Raw genomic sequence first — 13,883 nt, forward strand, 5'->3', positions numbered from 1 at the left:
GGCGTCATCCGCGACCACGCGATGCGAGCGCAGCGATGCACTTCATGCCCGTGCCTTCGACCTGAGATGCTGAGTGCGCGCAGCGCAGCCGTAGGCGTCCCACCGATGGCGGTCTTAGCAGGCTGCCAACAACCTAAAGTCGGGTTCGTCCAATAGTCCGTCGACGCAGGCACCAGACAGGGAGCGTAGCTGGCTCGAACCACCAATCACATCAGCGGAAATCACCACCCCCCGAACCACCAACGCCGATGACTTTATTGCCAGCCGCTCAGGCGACGCGTTTTTTGGTTACTTTTTGTCGCTCGGACAAAAAGTGACTCGCCCCTTCAGGGGCGAAACGGGGGCCTCTCCAAGAGCCACCATCACAAATCCGCCGAAGTACCTTGTTGAATGCCATCGAGGCATCGAATGTCAACCATGACGCGTGCCTTCGCCTAAGCGCGGCTTCTCCGCCATGAGAACTTTGGCAATTTCTGCGATTGACTTGACGTATCGATCCTTCACAATCTGCGCCTTGATTGTGAACGGCAGGGTTCTCTAGACTGGCTGGGCTCCTGATCAACAGGAGTCGGGTGTGAGAACCTGGTTCACGTTCCAGCGGACGGTCGCGTAAGCGGCAATTTTCGAGTCCGTTGCGCTTGTGTGCGCCTTCACTTTACGGCGGGCCGGGCGGGGCCAGCTTCGGCTGGGCCGGGTAACGTCCGGTTTTCTCACCCCCGTCGTCTGGCCCGCCACCTCAAGTGAGAATGAGTGGCGGGCCTCCACTTCTACGTTACAGAGGTCAGCAATGCACCAGTCCACCATCGAGCCCGACGCCTTCACCCCACCTCGACTAGATGATTCGCTATCGCGGTTCAGTCCCGAAATCCGCCGTGCAGCGCGCGAGGACGCGCTGCCTGTTCCTCGGCAACTCTTGCTATTGAATCTGTTGGATCAGGCCGATGCCGTTGCGCGAGGCACGGCCTGCGTACTGACGTTGGTTACGCACAGCGAATGTGACACACAGGAAGAGGGGAGCATAGCCTTGCGGCCGGCTACGCTGGATGCCTTGCGAGGGCTCTGCCGGGCCTCGCTTGGATTGCTGGCCGACAGGATAGAAGAGGTCGCTGAGGGAATTGAGGAGGCGATGGTCGGGTAGCCAGTCGCGGCCCACGAGGCTTCGTGCCGCCTGGCACGAAGCGAGCCGCGGATTCGTCCGGGGAACTGACCTACTGAGGGACGGCGGGCCATCTTGTGGCTGTGTGCATGGGGTTCTGCTGATCGCAAATTTGGTATAAAATTTTATACAAACACGCGATGGAGAAAGAGATTCGCTGGGTCGGGTCAGCCTACGACGACCTGCTGGCTTTTCCCGCGCAGGCCCGCCAGCAGGCGGGATTCCAGTTGGGCAAGATCCAGGCGGGCCTGGAACCAGAAGACTGGAAGCCCTTTGATGACCTCGGGCCTGGCACCCGCGAGATTCGCCTGCGTGATGCGGGCGGCGCATTTCGGGTGATATATGTCGCCAAGTTCGAGGAAGCCGTGTACGTGTTGCATTGCTTCCAGAAGAAGACGCAGGCGACGAACCTGACGGACAAGCGCATCGCCGAGGCGCGCTATCGAGCTATCGCCAACGCGAGGAAAGGCAAATCATGAAGATCGACACCGAGATCCGCCATGTCACCAAGCCAGGCGCCAATCTGTTCCTGGAACTGGGGTTTGCGCCGGAGGAAGCCAAGCGGCTGCAGGCGGCGTCGAAAAAGCAGATCAACGACACCAAGCAGCTCAAGGAACAGCTCATGGGCGAACTGGCGGCATGGATTGAGCAACACCACCTGAAACAGGCTGACGCTGCGGAAATCCTGATGGTGTCTCGTCCGCGCGTGTCGGACGTAGTGAACCGAAAGACGGCCAAATTCACCATCGACACACTGGTTGAGATGTTGAGCCGCATTGGCAAGCCCGTTCGCCTGGCAATCGGCCGGTAAGCCAGGGCGCGCGGTGGCGACGCGGCGTAACCCACTGATTCATTGAATTAGCAGACGCCCGCCAGTCTCAGCGAATCAGCGGACTGGCATTCTCCGTCACCTCACCCCTGCCGCTAGCAGGAAACAGAAGGAAAGCAGCCGCCTGCAACATCCGCCTGCGGCCCTTGCCTTTTACCCTTCCACTTCCGCCCACCCCTGCATCGCCTGCCCCCCAGCATCATCCCCCGTCCACAGCACCAGCCGCCCCGGCTGCGCCGGATCGGCCGCGCCGCCCACCGTGATGGTGTCCTGGTCGAACAGCGGCGCCAGCCCGCGGAAGCCGAAGCGCTTCACGCGCGCCTGCGGTTGCTCGCGCGCCACCAGGTCCAGCATCAGCATGGCCTGCATCGGCCCGTGCACCACCAGGCCCGGATAGCCCTCGACCTCGCGCGTGTACTGGCGGTCATAGTGGATGCGGTGGCCATTGAAGGTCAGCGCCGAATAACGGAACAGCATCACCGGGTCTGCCTGCAGCGTGCGCTGCCACTGCGCGGCCTGCTCCAGGCGCGGGCGCGGCGGCTGCGGCTTGGACGGGTCGGGCATGGCGCGGTAGACGATATCGTGGCGCTCGTTGACCGCGGTCTTGCCGTTGACGGTCAGCTCGTGATCGACGGCGACAAACCACAGTTCACCGGTGCGCCCGGTCTTGTACTGCACGTCCTTGATGGTGGAGGTGCGCGTGACGGTATCGCCGATATGCAGCGGATGGCTGAAGCTCAGTTCGCTGCCGGCCCACATGCGGCGCGGCAGCGGCACCGGCGGCATGAAGCCGCCGAGGGTGGGATGGCCGTCGCGTCCCAGTTCATGCTGCGGCGCGCGCGGCAGGAAGTAGAGCCAGTGCCACAACGGCGGCAGCGGGCCGGCGGCAACGGCCTCGGGGTCGAGGTCGAAGGTGGCGGCGAGGCCGATCAGCGGTTCGGGCGACAGGGTTTCGGTGCGCGCTTCGCTGCGGCCGATCCAGCCGCGCAGGCGTTCAAGTTCAGAAGTGGCGTCAGTCATGGCAGTAAGCCTTGTCGTGCGTGAAGGTTGTCGGGCGGCGGGTTATTGCGCCAGCGCCAGCAGCCGGCGTGCCTGCTCGATCACGGGCCGGTCGACCATCTTGCCATCGACCTGCACCGCATGGCTGCCGCTGGCGGTAGCTTCCAGTACGCGGCGGGCCCAGTCGAGCTGCTCGGGGCTGGGCAAGAAGCCTGCGCGCACCGCGCCCAGCTGGGCCGGGTGGATGCAGAGCTTGCCGGCAAAGCCGAGTTCGCGCGCATAGGCAACGTCGCTGGCCAGCACGGCTTCATCTTTCAGCGCGGTGGTCACGCCGTCGACCGGCGGCGGCAGCCCGGCCACGCGTGAGGCCAGCACGAGGCGCGCGCGGGCAAAGGCCAGCGCGTCACGCGTGTGGCTGCAGCCCAGGTCGACAGCATAGTCGAGCGAGCCGAAGGCAAGGCGCGCGACGCCGGGGGCCGTGGCCACGGCGTCGATTTGATGCAGGCCAAGCGCGGATTCGATGATCGCGACGAGTTCGCCCTTCGGGGTGATCGCATGCAGGGCCTGCGCGATGGTGGCCAGCGCTGCGGCATCTTCTGCCTTGGGCACCAGCAGGCCGGCCAGCGCGGTGCCCGGCGGCAGCGCGCGCAGCCAAGCCAGGTCGGCGGCAAAGGATGGCGAGGCGCTGTCATTGATGCGGACAAAGGCATTGGCCGCGGGACGTCCGGCCAGCCAGGCGGCGATGGCTTCGCGCGCGGCGGGCTTGGCGTCCGGATGGACCGCGTCCTCGAGGTCCAGGATCATCACATCGGGGCCCGCGGCCGCGGCCTTGTCGAAGCGTTCCGGCCGGTCCCCCGGCACGAACAGGTAAGTGACTGCAGTGGACATGTCTGGGTTCTCAGCCTGCGGCGGGCAGCCAGTCGTTGACGTTCGGGGCCTGCTCCAGCGCCCAGACGCGCTGGATGATGGCACGCATCTCGGCCTCGCTCGCGCCGTGGCGGAACGCGCCCAGCTGCAGCGCCTTGGCTTCCAGTTCCGGGCGCGACAGGGTGTTGTCGGGATCGCCCTTGGGCACGTCGACGCGCGCTGCCAGCGTGCGGCCGTCGGTGGTCTTGACGGTGACGCGGCCGATCCACTGGCGCGGGTAGGCGGCGTTGATCTCGGCATCCAGTTCCATGTCGACCTTGCCGCGGAAGGCGGTCACCTTCGGGTCCTGCAGCGCATGCTGCTCGAACTCGCCCAGGCCCGCATGGCCGTGCACGGCCACCAGCCCCAGCACCGTGCCCATCGAGAACTTGGCCTGGTGGATGGTGGTGGGGTTGACCACCGGGCCGAGCACGTCGATGGCGCCCTGGTGCACGTGCGTGGTGACGCGGGCGACCTGGTCGGCGCTGATGCCTTCGCGCTGCATCAGCGCCTTGAGCGCATCGGCGGCCGGATGCGTGTGGCGGCATGAGGCGAAGAACTTGAACGAGGTCTCGGCGGTGGCCCAGCGCCTGCCGAGGCCGTCGGTCAGGCAGGCGGGGTTGGCATCGCTCGACATGCCGGCAGCCATGCCCTGCGCGCCTTCCAGGATCTGCCTGGCACCGGTAAAGCCCGCGCGCGCGAGCCAGGCCGACTGCAGGCCATCGGCCGCGGCCTTGGCCGTATGCAGCTGCTTGGAGTCTGCGGCGTCGCGCAGGAATTCCCACAGGCCCGCGGCCTGCGTGCCGGCCGAGCCCAGTGCCTGGTTGATACCTTCGGCATCAAGGTTGTACAGCTTGGCGACTGCCGCGGCTGCCGCCAGTGTGCCGACCGTGCCGGTGGTGTGGAAGATCCGGTAGTGCGACCGGCCCATGAATTCGCCGATGCGGATACCGGCTTCGTAACCGGCGATGGAGGCCAGCAGCACATCGGCGCCGGTCTTGCCTTCGGCCTGCGCGGCGGCGACCACGGCAGGGAACACCACTGCGGCCGGGTGCAGCACCGAGCCGTTGTGCACATCGTCCTGCTCGACCACGTGCGACGAAGCGCCGTTGATCAGCGCGGCGAAGTAGGGCGAGGTGCGGCGGCGGTCCACCAGCACTTCGGCCGCGCCCTGCGTCGGCCCCATCGCGGCGGCAAACTCCTGGATGCGGCGCACGGCCGGGGCGTCCTTGCCTGCGATGGCCGAGGCGACCCAGTCAAGGAACAGGTCCTTGGTGCGCTCGATCACGGGTGCCGGCACGTCGGCCAGCGTGAAGCGGGCCAGGAATTCGCAAAGCTGGCGGGTCGGATAGGATTGGTCTGCGGGGTGGCTCATGCCGTCTCCGGAGATAGTTGGCTTGGCTCGGCCGCTCGCGGCTGCCTCGCGGGAATCAGGACCCTCTCCCGATGCAGGGAGAGGATGGGGGGAACGGACGCCGCGCGGACGTCCTCAGACAGTTTTCTTGCTCACCAGTGCGTCGATATCGCCTTCGCCGTAGCCCAGCTCGGCCAGGATGCTGCGGCTGTGCGCGCCCAGTGCCGGCACATCGCCCATGACGGGCTCCACGCCCGACAGGTTGGCGGGTGGCAGCAGCGCGCCGATCGGGCCGCCCGGGGTGGCGACTTCGCGCCAGCGCTGGCGCGCCTGCAGCTGCGGATGGTTCCACACGGCTTCGATGTCGTTCATCGGGGCATTGGCGATCTGCGCCTGGTCCAGCAGCGCCTCGGCCTGCGCCACCGTCAGCGACGCAAAGCGTTCCTCGATGAGAGCGGTGAGTTCGGGGCGGTTGCGCACGCGGGCGGTATTGCTGGAAAAACGCTCGTCCTGTGCCAGTTCCCGATTGCCGAGCACGATCTCGCAGAAATTGGCGAACTCGCGTTCGTTCTGCACGCTGAAGATCACGCTGCCATTGCTGGTGCGATGCACGCCATACGGGGCGATGGTCGGGTGCGAGGCGCCGACGCGCGCCGGCGTCGTGCCGCCGTAGTGGCCGAAATAGAGCACCTGGTTCATCCACTCGGCCATCGCCTCGAACATGGTCACCTGCACGCGCAGGCCCTTGCCGGTGCGGCCGCGCTGCAGCAGCGCCGACAGGATCCCGCTGTACGCGTACATGCCGGCCGAGATGTCGGCGATCGACACCCCGGCGCGCGACGGTTCGTTCGGGCCGCCGGTGAGCCCAACCAGGCCGGCCGCGGCCTGGATCAGCAGGTCGTAGGCCTTCTTGTCGCGATAGGGCCCTGAGTCGCCATAGCCGGAGATGTCGCAGACGATCAGCTTTTCGTACTTGCCGTGCAGGGTGTCGAAATCCAGGCCCATGCGGGCGGCAGCGCCAGGCGCGAGGTTCTGCACCAGTACGTCGGCATCGGCCAGCAGGCGGTGCAGGATGGACTGCGCCTCGTCATCCTTCAGGTCCAGGGTCAGGCTTTCCTTCCCCCGGTTGAGCCAGACGAAGTACGAGGCCTGGCCGTGCACGGACTGGTCATACCCGCGCGCAAAGTCGCCCGCGCCGGGGCGCTCGACCTTGATCACGCGCGCGCCCAGGTCGGCCAGCTGGCGCGTGGCGAAGGGCGCGGCCACCGCGTGCTCAAGCGAGACCACGCGGACGCCGTCGAGCGGGCGGATGCCTTTGGGGGAATGGGACATGTAGGGGCCTTAGAACGAACGCGGCAGCTCGAGCACATGCTCGGCCACGTAGGACAGGATCAGGTTGGTCGAGATCGGCGCCACCTGGTACAGGCGCGTTTCGCGGAACTTGCGTTCGATGTCGTACTCGGCGGCAAAGCCGAAGCCGCCGTGCGTCTGCAGGCAGACGTTGGCCGCTTCCCACGAGGCGTCGGCGGCCAGCAGCTTGGAGATATTGGCTTCCTTGCCGCACGCCTTGCCGGCGTCGAACAGCTGCGCGGCCTTGTAGCGCATCAGGCTGGCGGCCTCGACATTGATATACGAGCGCGCGATCGGGAACTGCACGGCCTGGTTCTGGCCGATCGGGCGGTCGAACACGATGCGGTCGCGCGCATAGTTGCTGGCGCGCTCGACAAACCAGTAGCCGTCGCCGATGCACTCGGCGGCGATCAGGATGCGCTCGGCGTTGAGGCCGTCGAGGATGTACTTCAGGCCCTTGCCTTCCTCGCCGATCAGGTTTTCAGCGGGGACTTCAAGGTTGTCGAAGAACAGCTCGTTGGTCTCATGGTTGACCATGTTGCGGATCGGCTTGACCGTCAGGCCCTTGCCGATGGCATCGCGCAGGTCCACCACGAATACCGACAGTCCTTCGGACTTGCGCTTGACCTGGTCCAGCGGCGTGGTGCGCGCCAGCAGCAGCATCAGGTCCGAATGCTGCACGCGCGAAATCCATACCTTCTGGCCATTGACGATGTACTTGTCGCCCTGGCGCACCGCGGTGGTCTTCAGCTTGGTGGTATCGGTGCCGGTGGTGGGCTCGGTCACGGCCATCGACTGCATGCGCAGCTCGCCCGAGGCGATGCCCGGCAGCCAGCGCTGCTTCTGCGCTTCGGAGCCGTGGCGCAGCAGGCAGCCCATTACGTACATCTGGCCGTGGCAGGCGCCGGAATTGCCGCCGCTGCGGTTGATTTCCTCCATGATGACCGAGGCCGCGGTCAGCGACAGGCCCGAGCCGCCATAGGCTTCGGGGATCAGCGCCGACAGCCAGCCTGCCTGGGTCAGCGCCTGGACAAAGGTCTCAGGAAAGGCGTTCTGTTCTTCCACCCGTTGCCAGTACGCCGAATCGAAGCTGGCGCAGAGGTCGCGCACCGCTTCGCGGATTTCGGGGTAGAACTGGTCTGGATCCTGATTTGCGTGCATGGGGTAGCCCCGGTCAGATGGAATGGGCCATTATTCCCGAGCCCCCGGCACGCTGAAATTCGGATTTGCGAAAGAGCGGCTTAGGTGGGCCGGAAGCGGGTGGCGAACGAGGGGCTTGGGATGACAATTGTTACGGAGAATCGAGGGGCAAACAACTGCCTGATACCGGCCTTCGACGTAAGAATGACAATTTCTGGACATCACGGAGAATTGTGACAATCATGCGATCGCCGCGTCGTTGGGATCGTATCAGTCACATCGTCCATGGGAATGGGAGTGAACACCTTCCAAGCGAGGACTGCCAGCTCGGGTGAACTTGGGGGGCCAGTTAGGAGATACTTTGCCCCACTCGCCGAAGTGAAGGCTCGATGCTCCCAGTCGACTGTCATGATGGGCGAACTGATCCTTCCCCATTGGTTGTTAGAAGCCTTCTCGAGTCCAACAACATGGACCGTACCCAACGAAGTCCGCACTATCCGCCATTCGGACAGTACAACGAAGGCAGCTTGCCTCTTGGCTGAGGGGCCGGCGGCGGTTTCGTGTCCAGTCTGATTGAACACGACTTTTTTATCCTCTAGACGCAAGATCCCCAACCTCCAACGGACGGGCTCCGTCAAAGGGCTATGTGATCTGACCGCCTTCCGGTCGGCTCGGCCCGCACGTTAGCATTTGCTCAGCGCCCGCACTCAAAAGCAGACCGGAACACCTAGGTCCACGAGCGGGACAGCGAAGGGCTCGATGGGGCATTGGCCGCTGCGGCCAGCCCTGCGCACTCGTGGCGTGCCCTCTTGGCGTCCGATGTTATTCAAGCGATCAATTCGACACATGTGATTTCAACGACGAGACCAGTGAGCACACCAAGCAGCCGTTGCTGCATCGGAAGGATGTAGTCATACGGATTGTAGACGTTTGCGCTTACAACTCAAGTGACTACAATTTAGTCAAGACCATATCGCGGTCGCGGTCGCGGTCGCGGGCACTGGCAATGTCTTCAGGAAACTCCGCACGCTGTCACAAGCAGCCATGCTGAATTTGACGGTCCTCAACCGGCTCGATAGGGGCTCTACAAAACGATCTGATCGATCGAGACACCTAGAGCGACGACGATTTTTTCCAGCGTGTCCAGTGCAACTCGCGCCGCGTCTGTTTCCACGCGAGAAATGTGATTGCGGTCGAGTCCAGCACGGGCGCCAAGTTGTTGTTGTGAGAGCCCCTTCGCCGTGCGCTGATCGCGTATTGTTTCCCCGAGACGACGTACGAGCGCTTGGAATGCGGGAATGTCATCCGTAATTCGCGCTGCATCTTTCGTAAGCATGCAAGCAGGACTGACGTCGAGCGCTTCCGAAAGCAAGACCACCTTCTCAAAAGTGAGGTTTGGAGCAAGGCGCTCAATGCGACTTACCGAGGTCCTGTCCGAGCCAACATGTTCGCCAACCTCTTCCTGGGACAGGCCGCGCAGTAACCGAAATTCCCTCAAATTTTGCGCAAACGTTTGACGTAGCGAAGCCATGGACAGATCGTCAATACTAAAGTGACGATATATCCATGATTACAACTCAAGCGTCTACAGCATATGAGTTGTAGTCGTATTCGTTGTGGGCATTTACATTTACAACGCGTGTGACTACAATCTGCACTCAAGTGAATGTGATGACTGCTAGAACGCAAAGCACGGTTGCTTCGCGAGCGGCTAGCTCAGGAGGGGCGGACCGATGCTGGGGACCGTATTCGGTCGCTTGAAGACGTGGCGAGTAGTACTCCCTTGTTGGGTCAAGGTGAAGACCCATTGCGCAAGAAGCGGTTGGCAGTGTTTGCTTAGACAGTGGACCCACCGGTCTTCCCCGCCTGAGCGGCGAGCGAAATGGCGCTCAGTGGCCCCGCCGCACTCCCGCGGCGCTCGCGATGGATTTGTCGTCGTTCGGATGGATCGGACGGGTTTCCGTGAAGGTTTAAAGCGAACGTGTGGAAAACTGGACGGGTGGCGCCGTGTCAGCGGCCGCAGCGGCGCGCGTTGCGAGCGACTGGCAGTCGCAATCTCTGCGCACAAGCTTGGGAAGGCTGAGGCGATCCCTGGGCGACGGCTTTCCAGACATCGGACAGCGGATACCTACCCACGCATGACGGCCGGTTGATTGGTGAACCAAAGGTGTGAAAGAGTTGCGATGAGATCGGATTTAGTGCAAGACGGCCCACCGCCAATTGGTGCCAATTGTTTGCTTGCCGCGCTAATTGCCAGGAGCGAAGGGCGACTCAAGCTGGAGAAGGATCTTTCGCCGTTGGCGTGGAAGATCTGACTCGCGGAAATGGCCGGATTGAGCACCGAGATCCTCTGCAGCGTGAAGAGCGGTCACGGCACAACTGTGCGCACGCTCCTGGCCGTGGTCCGTGCGCTGGGCCATGAGGAGTGGCTCAACGCGCTGGTGGCCGACGGCGCCGCCACGTCGACGATGGACGAGGTGTGCCGCACGCTGGTGTGACAGCGCGCCCGCTGCGTCCCGAACGCGCCGAACCAATGAGGGCCTCGAGACAGCGCGCTGTGGCAATGTCAAGCGAGGTTTGAACTGGAGACCAGTGTTGAAACTGTGCATGCACGGCAGCGGTTTTTTTTATTCGGAACGACAACTCTCCATGCGTGTTGATAACCGCATGAAGCGGGGCGGGAGCGGCGGGGCCGCTCGGAGCTGCTGTCGCCCCACCACGTTTGGCGATCGCTGGCAATTCATCTGGCGGAGCCAGTATTCGTTGGTGCAATGTTTTAATGCGGGCGCGCGCCTTGACCCGCAAGCCGCTGCACACAGGGAGCGCGACACGGCAGCATGCGCGGAAGTGTACGAGGAAAGCAGTGGTCGAACATGGTGCCTGAAGTCTTGAGAGGAAAGGTTTTTCATATGATGTTCCGATCCGGCACGTTGCTTGATGTGCCTTCGCGCCCAAGCGCGCCAAGTTGGTCCGGCCTATCGGATGCGCAGACCAGTAACCGGTCTGATCGGGAGCGCCAGCATTGGCACGCCAATTTGTTGAAGCAGAGGCTGGTACACCAAAGCGGCTTGGTGCTACTCGTGAGGGGCGATGACTTTGTGATTGGCCCGCTCCCCATGCACTACCCGGCAGCGAAACTGGTGGCGCTGCACGAGGAGGCTCGCGCTCTCTATCGGGCATTGGCGCAGCGGTGGACCCCCACGGCGTTACACGCCCTTGGGGATCGTCTGCACGCCATCGCCGTGGCGAGCGCACGCGGCGCACTCTGCCTGCAACGGTCCCTCGATGCGCAGGGCAACCTGCTGCATTGCTGCATCGCCGGTACAGAACTGCCGCCGACTGAGGTGGCGGAGATTTTCGGCGACTGCACGACGTTCGGTGTATTGCAGCGTTCCCGAACCCAGGAGCCGTTGCATGGGCCAGTGTGCCAAGCCGCCGCGGCGGACATTGAGGTGCCGGTGCCGCCGATGCGGCGCGCCCAGATCGCGGGCTTCCAACCGGTTGACGGCCTCGATGCCTTCACCGTCAACTTTGCAGCGCTGGCGCAATTGGCGGCACGCGGACGCGCAGTCGGCTGCCCGCGTCCATGCTGAATGGCAACGCCCCGCGGGCGACGGTCCGCTCATGAAATGAACGGATCCTGCCCTGGCGCGTGCCGAGACTCCGATGCTTGGGCTTTCCGCTCGGTGTGCATCTCGGTCGCCAGTCGGGCGGCCTTTGGCAGCCGCAACTGTCATCGCATAATCAACATAGGAAGAAGGTCGGACAAGATGAAGGATGGATATCCAAAGACCGGGGCGGGCCGACTGCTTGCCCTCGCGGCAGAGCTGAAGGCTTCGGCCTCGCTGGTCCTTGATGAGCCGACGTGGCTGAGTACCGGTTTGGCGCTACTCCGCGTCGCGGAGGAGTCGGGCGTGGAGGCGCGATTGAATGCCCGCTCGGACACCTATCCCAATACGTTCTCGCTGCTGATGCGTGGCGAAGCCTGCGGCCTACATGAGCGGATACGGACCCTCACGCCAGCACCCGTTTTCGTGCATTACGTGCTCGACAACCATACCTGGCGCGTGGAGCTGGATCTGCGGCTTTTGTCACGGTTGCAGGGGCAATACAGGCCGGTCGACAGGCGACAGGATGGGAATCTCTGGCCGAAACAGGACGCCAAGGGCGTCGCTGTTGCCTCGACGACAGACGGCTGCGGGGTTGCCATTGCCATCTGATTGGCTTCGTGACGCCTTCCATGCTTCAGCAGGCCGGGCAAGACGCACCCGAGCGATGCACCGACGCAACCACTCATTAGCGATGGCCCTGAACCGATCGGTTGCTTCAATATCGGGACTGGGAGCTGTCTTCAGGGAGGCCACTCGCGACAGGGGGGGCGTGCGCACCGCGGTCAGCGTTCGATTTTTCACAGTGGATGCATGCTTTGGGTACCGGTTCACTGGCAAGCAAGCCGAAATCAACGAAGTTAGCCATGCTGCGCATCACCGTTGAATTGCTGCCCGGTGGCAGTACCGCAGGGCGCCGCGTGCTCGCGGTCGGGGAAATTGGCCGAATCCGCAGTGGCGCGTCGGCCGACTATGAGGTGTCTTTTGAGGAAACGCTGCTACCGGATGCCGTGATGTCGGGCGAGGTGCTGGACTACCCGCACTGGTCCGCGAGCATCTGGGATCTGGTGGCACGCGCGCTGTGTGTGGCACTGTCGGGCGAGGAGCGCCTGCCCATGCGACCGACGGTGCCGAACGTACCTATCCATCGTTCTGAGGCGGGTGGCGTTGCCTATCTCAGGCTGCGAGAGATTCCCGAACCGGCCCGTACGTTTTTCATTAACCACATCCGCTATGAGACACGGCCAATAGTCAGCGATGTTCCGGATCCACTGGACTGTGCTCACCTCGCGGAGTGGGAGAGCTTTCTCAATGGTGGCCGCTAAACAGCAGAAACTGCCGTCGCGAGCCATTCCCCGCCGTTCGATCTTGCATAGGAGGGCAGTGCATGTTCTGGGGTACAGGGTCGTTGGCAAGCAAGCCGAAATTTGATCTGGGTGGGTGGAGCGTTGTGGAGACGGACCGGGGTGAGCATCATCTGGTCGGGATCGATCTCGATAACGGTACCGGCCAGGTGAGCAGCACCATTGTCCGCTTTGACGCCAGCGCCATGCGCTGCGAGACGGTAAGCGGGCGCATTTATACGCTGCAGGAAACAGAGGGAATCGCGACAAGCAATGCCTGGTATGTGTGGGAGGCCTGGTGTCAGGTCAACGATGTCAAGCACTGGACGGATGTCACGGCCCGCTATCGCAGGGGCGCAAGCGCGACCTAACAGTCGCTCCGCGCTTTGCCGTACCGAAAAAGCGAAACCCTGGACCTTTTCATTTGCGCAAGATTGCACGCTGCTGGACGACCCGAAATGACGAGTTGTGCGTCGATTGCCCTCTGTGGATGGCGCGTACAGATTGATGAGAACCTGGCAAGCTGCACTATGTGCCCGTCCCCGGTTATTCAGGCCGGAGGCGTCGTTGCGACTTCTTTCGCTGCTCTTCCGGCCGCCAGATGTGAGAGGTCTGCCCCGTGCCTCCATGCCGACGCGTTATGGATTGGGGGCGCCTCCTTTTTTGCGAATGGGTACATATATGTTGTTAACTAAAGAAATGTGGCTGGACCGTGCAAGCGGTCAGGATCCGGTGCCTCCATACCTGCCGTGGCGTGTTGTCGCTGCCGTGCCCATCAATCCTTTGCTGGTGCTTCAGCTTTACCCGGCGTCCCTGGAGCCGCTGGAGCTCATTACGACCTACGTCATTGCGTCCTTTGAATCGTTACTGGAGACGTGGGACAGTCTGCTGCCTGAACACCGTGTCGGCGCCACCGTGCATTTGATTCGCGGCGGCATCACCGAACGCGTGCGCGAGATCTGGCAGTACAAGAGCAATGACGCCGCTGTCCGGCGATTCGCGTTCCGCAACGATCGCGGCGAGTTGATTCCCTATTGGGGCGACCTGCCCATACTGGTGGACAAACAATGTCTCGCCGTCATTGAGTGAATCCCGAGCGATGAATGACTGTCGAGAACATTGAAAAATGAGCGACGCAAAGGTGCCCGACGATTTTCCGCGGGTGGCGTTCCCGGCGAGCGTCGCCGGTGCACAAGCG

General features: G+C 63.2%; 15 protein-coding genes. 9 read left to right on the forward strand and 6 right to left on the reverse strand.

What is annotated here, in order from left to right; genetic code table 11:
* The first annotated feature begins 787 nt into the window (after nucleotides 1-787).
* The 3 genes from A3A5_RS0136850 to A3A5_RS0136860 all read left to right on the forward strand — a co-directional run bounded on the left by A3A5_RS0136850 (nucleotide 788) and on the right by A3A5_RS0136860 (nucleotide 1,967).
* On the forward strand, nucleotides 788-1,138 hold the full coding sequence (locus A3A5_RS0136850) for a hypothetical protein (protein ID WP_018315438.1): 351 nt from the start codon (nucleotides 788-790) through the stop codon (nucleotides 1,136-1,138).
* Nucleotides 1,139-1,296: 158 nt separating this feature from the next.
* Nucleotides 1,297-1,635, forward strand: a complete 339-nt coding sequence (locus A3A5_RS0136855; protein WP_018315439.1) for a type II toxin-antitoxin system RelE/ParE family toxin — start codon at nucleotides 1,297-1,299, stop codon at nucleotides 1,633-1,635.
* A complete protein-coding gene (locus A3A5_RS0136860) occupies nucleotides 1,632-1,967 on the forward strand; it encodes a helix-turn-helix domain-containing protein (RefSeq protein WP_018315440.1) in 336 nt (111 codons plus the stop codon). Before A3A5_RS0136855 ends, A3A5_RS0136860 begins: the two co-directional genes overlap by 4 nt.
* Before the next feature lie 171 nt (nucleotides 1,968-2,138).
* Here A3A5_RS0136860 and A3A5_RS0136865 read toward each other — a convergent pair whose 3' ends face one another.
* From A3A5_RS0136865 to A3A5_RS40495, 6 genes are all read right to left on the reverse strand, one after another.
* Nucleotides 2,139-3,005, reverse strand: a complete 867-nt coding sequence (locus A3A5_RS0136865) for a MaoC family dehydratase N-terminal domain-containing protein (protein WP_018315441.1) — start codon at nucleotides 3,003-3,005, stop codon at nucleotides 2,139-2,141.
* A gap of 42 nt (nucleotides 3,006-3,047) precedes the next feature.
* Nucleotides 3,048-3,872, reverse strand: coding sequence for a CoA ester lyase (locus tag A3A5_RS0136870; protein ID WP_018315442.1), 825 nt, complete (start codon nucleotides 3,870-3,872; stop codon nucleotides 3,048-3,050).
* Nucleotides 3,873-3,882: 10 nt separating this feature from the next.
* A complete protein-coding gene (locus A3A5_RS0136875; protein WP_018315443.1) occupies nucleotides 3,883-5,265 on the reverse strand; it encodes an MmgE/PrpD family protein in 1,383 nt (460 codons plus the stop codon).
* A gap of 114 nt (nucleotides 5,266-5,379) precedes the next feature.
* Nucleotides 5,380-6,576, reverse strand: a complete 1,197-nt coding sequence (locus A3A5_RS0136880) for a CaiB/BaiF CoA-transferase family protein (RefSeq protein WP_018315444.1) — start codon at nucleotides 6,574-6,576, stop codon at nucleotides 5,380-5,382.
* Between the two features lie 9 nt (nucleotides 6,577-6,585).
* Nucleotides 6,586-7,755 (reverse strand): acyl-CoA dehydrogenase family protein, encoded by a 1,170-nt coding sequence (locus A3A5_RS0136885; protein WP_018315445.1) that lies wholly within the window; start codon nucleotides 7,753-7,755, stop codon nucleotides 6,586-6,588.
* Nucleotides 7,756-8,818: 1,063 nt separating this feature from the next.
* Entirely contained in the window at nucleotides 8,819-9,265 is a 447-nt protein-coding gene (locus A3A5_RS40495) for a helix-turn-helix domain-containing protein (protein ID WP_018315446.1), read from the reverse strand.
* Nucleotides 9,266-10,091: 826 nt separating this feature from the next.
* Here A3A5_RS40495 and A3A5_RS43915 point away from each other — a divergent pair.
* The 6 genes from A3A5_RS43915 to A3A5_RS0136925 all read left to right on the forward strand — a co-directional run bounded on the left by A3A5_RS43915 (nucleotide 10,092) and on the right by A3A5_RS0136925 (nucleotide 13,774).
* Complete coding sequence (locus tag A3A5_RS43915; protein ID WP_157637414.1) at nucleotides 10,092-10,232, forward strand: hypothetical protein; 141 nt, start codon at nucleotides 10,092-10,094, stop codon at nucleotides 10,230-10,232.
* Between the two features lie 375 nt (nucleotides 10,233-10,607).
* Nucleotides 10,608-11,327 (forward strand): hypothetical protein, encoded by a 720-nt coding sequence (locus tag A3A5_RS0136905; protein WP_157637415.1) that lies wholly within the window; start codon nucleotides 10,608-10,610, stop codon nucleotides 11,325-11,327.
* A 177-nt stretch (nucleotides 11,328-11,504) separates the two neighbouring features.
* Nucleotides 11,505-11,954, forward strand: a complete 450-nt coding sequence (locus tag A3A5_RS0136910; protein ID WP_018315449.1) for a hypothetical protein — start codon at nucleotides 11,505-11,507, stop codon at nucleotides 11,952-11,954.
* Between the two features lie 254 nt (nucleotides 11,955-12,208).
* A complete protein-coding gene (locus A3A5_RS0136915) occupies nucleotides 12,209-12,667 on the forward strand; it encodes a hypothetical protein (protein ID WP_018315450.1) in 459 nt (152 codons plus the stop codon).
* 62 nt (nucleotides 12,668-12,729) lie between these two features.
* Complete coding sequence (locus A3A5_RS0136920) at nucleotides 12,730-13,056, forward strand: hypothetical protein (RefSeq protein WP_018315451.1); 327 nt, start codon at nucleotides 12,730-12,732, stop codon at nucleotides 13,054-13,056.
* Nucleotides 13,057-13,366: 310 nt separating this feature from the next.
* Entirely contained in the window at nucleotides 13,367-13,774 is a 408-nt protein-coding gene (locus A3A5_RS0136925; RefSeq protein ID WP_157637416.1) for a hypothetical protein, read from the forward strand.
* The last annotated feature ends 109 nt before the right edge of the window (nucleotides 13,775-13,883 follow it).

The organism is Cupriavidus sp. UYPR2.512 (genome assembly GCF_000379565.1).
GTDB lineage: Bacteria > Pseudomonadota > Gammaproteobacteria > Burkholderiales > Burkholderiaceae > Cupriavidus.

What these genes read in the sequence shown, in the direction of transcription:
- A3A5_RS0136850 (WP_018315438.1), top strand. Translation starts at nt 788, where the DNA reads ATGCACCAGTCCACCATCGAGCCCGACGCCTTCACCCCACCTCGACTA.
- A3A5_RS0136855 (WP_018315439.1), top strand. Translation starts at nt 1,297, where the DNA reads ATGGAGAAAGAGATTCGCTGGGTCGGGTCAGCCTACGACGACCTGCTG.
- A3A5_RS0136860 (WP_018315440.1), top strand. Translation starts at nt 1,632, where the DNA reads ATGAAGATCGACACCGAGATCCGCCATGTCACCAAGCCAGGCGCCAAT.
- A3A5_RS0136865 (WP_018315441.1), bottom strand. Translation starts at nt 3,005, where the DNA reads ATGACTGACGCCACTTCTGAACTTGAACGCCTGCGCGGCTGGATCGGC.
- A3A5_RS0136870 (WP_018315442.1), bottom strand. Translation starts at nt 3,872, where the DNA reads ATGTCCACTGCAGTCACTTACCTGTTCGTGCCGGGGGACCGGCCGGAA.
- A3A5_RS0136875 (WP_018315443.1), bottom strand. Translation starts at nt 5,265, where the DNA reads ATGAGCCACCCCGCAGACCAATCCTATCCGACCCGCCAGCTTTGCGAA.
- A3A5_RS0136880 (WP_018315444.1), bottom strand. Translation starts at nt 6,576, where the DNA reads ATGTCCCATTCCCCCAAAGGCATCCGCCCGCTCGACGGCGTCCGCGTG.
- A3A5_RS0136885 (WP_018315445.1), bottom strand. Translation starts at nt 7,755, where the DNA reads ATGCACGCAAATCAGGATCCAGACCAGTTCTACCCCGAAATCCGCGAA.
- A3A5_RS40495 (WP_018315446.1), bottom strand. Translation starts at nt 9,265, where the DNA reads ATGGCTTCGCTACGTCAAACGTTTGCGCAAAATTTGAGGGAATTTCGG.
- A3A5_RS0136905 (WP_157637415.1), top strand. Translation starts at nt 10,608, where the DNA reads ATGGTGCCTGAAGTCTTGAGAGGAAAGGTTTTTCATATGATGTTCCGA.
- A3A5_RS0136910 (WP_018315449.1), top strand. Translation starts at nt 11,505, where the DNA reads ATGAAGGATGGATATCCAAAGACCGGGGCGGGCCGACTGCTTGCCCTC.
- A3A5_RS0136915 (WP_018315450.1), top strand. Translation starts at nt 12,209, where the DNA reads ATGCTGCGCATCACCGTTGAATTGCTGCCCGGTGGCAGTACCGCAGGG.
- A3A5_RS0136920 (WP_018315451.1), top strand. Translation starts at nt 12,730, where the DNA reads ATGTTCTGGGGTACAGGGTCGTTGGCAAGCAAGCCGAAATTTGATCTG.
- A3A5_RS0136925 (WP_157637416.1), top strand. Translation starts at nt 13,367, where the DNA reads ATGTTGTTAACTAAAGAAATGTGGCTGGACCGTGCAAGCGGTCAGGAT.